This window comes from Nocardiopsis sp. NPDC055824 (assembly GCF_053616335.1).
On the sequence record NZ_JBSHDN010000364.1, the window covers coordinates 1 to 3,080 of the forward strand.

The window sequence follows — 3,080 nt, forward strand, 5'->3', positions numbered from 1 at the left end:
TCCCAGTCCCATGAACATGCCCTCGTCCCGTCCGGCCTCGCCCGCGGGCGGCGGTCGCGGCGGTGCCGGCGGCGGTCGTCCCGGCGGTGGCGGCGGTGGCCGCGGTCGCGGGGGAGCCCCCGCGGGTGCGGGTCCGCGTCCCGGTGGCGGCGGCGGTGCCGGCGGCGGTCGTCCGGGCGGCTTCGGCGGTCGCCCCGGCGGCGGCGGTCGCGGTCGCGGCGGCGGAACCGCCGGTGCGTTCGGCCGTCCGGGCGGTCGTCCCGGGCGTGCCCGCAAGTCCAAGAAGCAGCGGCGCCAGGAGTTCAACGACCTCCAGGCACCGTCCTTCGGCGGCGTCAAGATCCCGAGCGGCAACAACCAGGTCATCCGCCTGTCCCGCGGCGCCTCGCTGTCGGACTTCGGTGACAAGATCGACGTCAACCCGGCGTCGCTCGTCCAGGTCATGATGCACCTGGGTGAGATGGTCACCGCGACCCAGTCGCTGCCCGACGAGTCGCTCCAGCTGCTGGGCGAGGAGCTCAGCTACCGCATCGAGGTCGTCAGTCCCGAGGACGAGGACCGCGAGCTGCTGGAGTCCTTCTCCATCGAGTTCGGCGAGGACGACGGCACGGCCGAGGACCTGCGTCCCCGTCCGCCCGTGGTCACCGTCATGGGCCACGTCGACCACGGTAAGACCCGACTGCTGGACACCATCCGCAAGACCAACGTCGTCAGCGGCGAGGCCGGCGGTATCACCCAGCACATCGGCGCCTACCAGGTCGCCACCGAGGTGGACGGCGAGGAGCGCAGGCTCACCTTCATCGACACCCCGGGCCACGAGGCGTTCACCGCCATGCGTGCCCGCGGTGCGAAGGTCACCGACATCGCGGTCCTGGTGGTCGCGGCCGACGACGGCGTCAAGCCGCAGACGGCCGAGGCCATCGACCACGCCAAGGCGGCCGAGGTGCCGATCGTGGTCGCGGTCAACAAGATCGACGTCGAGGGCGCCGACCCGCAGCGGGTCCGTGCGCAGCTCACCGAGTACGGCCTGGTCGCCGAGGAGTACGGCGGCGACGTCCAGTTCGTGGACATCTCCGCGCTCAAGGGCGACAACATCGACGGCCTGCTCGAGTCGATCGTGCTGACCTCCGACGCCTCGCTCGACCTGACCGCCAACCCGGACATGGACGCCCAGGGTCTGGCCATCGAGGCCTACCTGGACCGCGGTCGCGGTTCCATGGCCACGGTGCTGGTCCAGAGGGGCACGCTCAACGTCGGCGACTCGATCGTCTGCGGCGACGCCTACGGCCGCGTGCGCGCCATGCTCGACGAGCACGGCAACAACGTGCAGAGCGCCGAGCCGTCCCGTCCGGTGCAGGTGGTGGGTCTGACCAACGTTCCCAGCGCCGGCGACAGCTTCCTGGTCGTCAAGGACGACCGGGTGGCACGTCAGATCGCCCAGCAGCGCGAGGCGCGCGAGCGCTTCGCCCAGCAGGCGCGTTCGGCCCGCCGCGTCACGTTCGAGACCTGGCAGGACGCCCTCAAGGAGGGTGAGCGCTCCGAGCTGCTCCTCCTCATCAAGGGCGACATGTCCGGTTCGGTCGAGGCGCTGGAGGAGTCGCTCCTCAAGATCGACTCGGGTGGCGACGAGGTCAACATCCGCGTCATCGGCCGCGGTGTCGGTGCGATCACGCAGAACGACATCAACCTGGCGTCGTCCGCCGACGCGATCATCATCGGCTTCAACGTTCGGCCCGAGGGCAAGAACAGCGAGCTGGCCGATCGCATGGGCGTCGACATCCGGTACTACTCGGTGATCTACCAGGCCATCGACGAGGTCGAGGCCGCGGTCAAGGGCCTCCTCAAGCCGGTCTACGAGGAAGTCCAGCTCGGCAGCGCCGAGGTCCGCGAGGTCTTCAAGGTTCCGAAGATCGGCAACATCGCGGGCTCGATCGTCCGTAGCGGCCTCATCCGCCGCAACACCAAGGCACGGATCATCCGCGAAGGGGTTGTCATCTCCGAGAACCTCACCGTGGAGTCCCTGCGACGGTTCAAGGACGACGCGACCGAGGTCCGCGAGGGCTTCGAGTGCGGTATCGGTGTCGGCTACAACGACATCCGTATCGCTGACGTCATCGAGACCTACGAGATGCAGGAGAAGTCCCGCGACTGACCCTCGCGGAGTCTGATCCGAAGGGGCCCCGGCCGTGTGGCCGGGGTCCCACACTCTTTCCCCACAACACCACAGGTGATCATTTGTACGTCGGGTCGCTGACCCTGGACGTCCTTCTCGGTGACGTCCACTCGCTCAAACAGAAGCGGTCGCTGGTCCGGCCGGTGATCGCCGAACTGCGCCGCAAGTTCTCCGTCTCGGTGGCCGAGGTCGGGGACCACGACCTGTACCGACGGGCCAAGGTCGGCGTGGCGGTGGTCGCGCCGACGGCGGCGCACGCCCGTGACCTGATGGACACCTGCGAACGTTTCGTCGCGGGACGTCCCGAACTGGAGCTGCTCTCCGCCAGGCAGCGGCTCTTCAACGAAGAGGAAGACTGACGATGGTTGACGCCGCACGCGCGCGGAAGATCGCCGACCGCATCCAGCGCATCGTCGCCGAGATGCTGGACCGGAGGATCAAGGACCCGCGCCTGGGATTCGTCACCGTGACCGACGCGCGCATCACCGCCGACCTGCGGGACGCCACGGTGTACTACACGGTGTTCGGCAGCCCGGAGGAGAAGGCCGCCTCCGCCGCCGCTCTGGAGAGCGCCAAGGGCGTCATCCGCAGCGAGGTGGGGCGCCAGACCGGTATCCGGCACACGCCGAGCCTGGCCTTCGTCATCGACGAGGTCCAGGAGAACGCCCAGCACATCGAGGAACTGCTGGTCAAGGCGCGCCAGTCCGACGCCGAGGTGGCCGAGAAGGCGACCGGCGCCAAGCACGCGGGAGAGGCCGACCCGTACAAGGCGCCCCGCGAGGACGACGAGGACGAGGACGAGTAGCCTCCCTCCCCGTTCCAGCACCACCGGCGGCGGCGCGGGGGCGCCCCCGCCGGCCCCGTCCCGCCCCAAGCTCCCAGGAGAGCCCAGGGCGAGGGCGGCGGC

General features: G+C 69.7%; 3 protein-coding genes. All 3 read left to right on the forward strand.

The window, feature by feature from the left end:
• A partial coding sequence (infB, locus tag ACWGL3_RS31790) for a translation initiation factor IF-2 (RefSeq protein ID WP_452462147.1) occupies positions 1–2,152 on the forward strand: 2,152 nt, incomplete at its 5' end.
• An 83-nt stretch (positions 2,153–2,235) separates the two neighbouring features.
• Positions 2,236–2,532, forward strand: a complete 297-nt coding sequence (locus ACWGL3_RS31795; RefSeq protein ID WP_267948445.1) for a DUF503 domain-containing protein — start codon at positions 2,236–2,238, stop codon at positions 2,530–2,532.
• A 2-nt stretch (positions 2,533–2,534) separates the two neighbouring features.
• Positions 2,535–2,978, forward strand: a complete 444-nt coding sequence (rbfA, locus tag ACWGL3_RS31800; RefSeq protein ID WP_267948446.1) for a 30S ribosome-binding factor RbfA — start codon at positions 2,535–2,537, stop codon at positions 2,976–2,978.
• Positions 2,979–3,080: the final 102 nt, after the last annotated feature.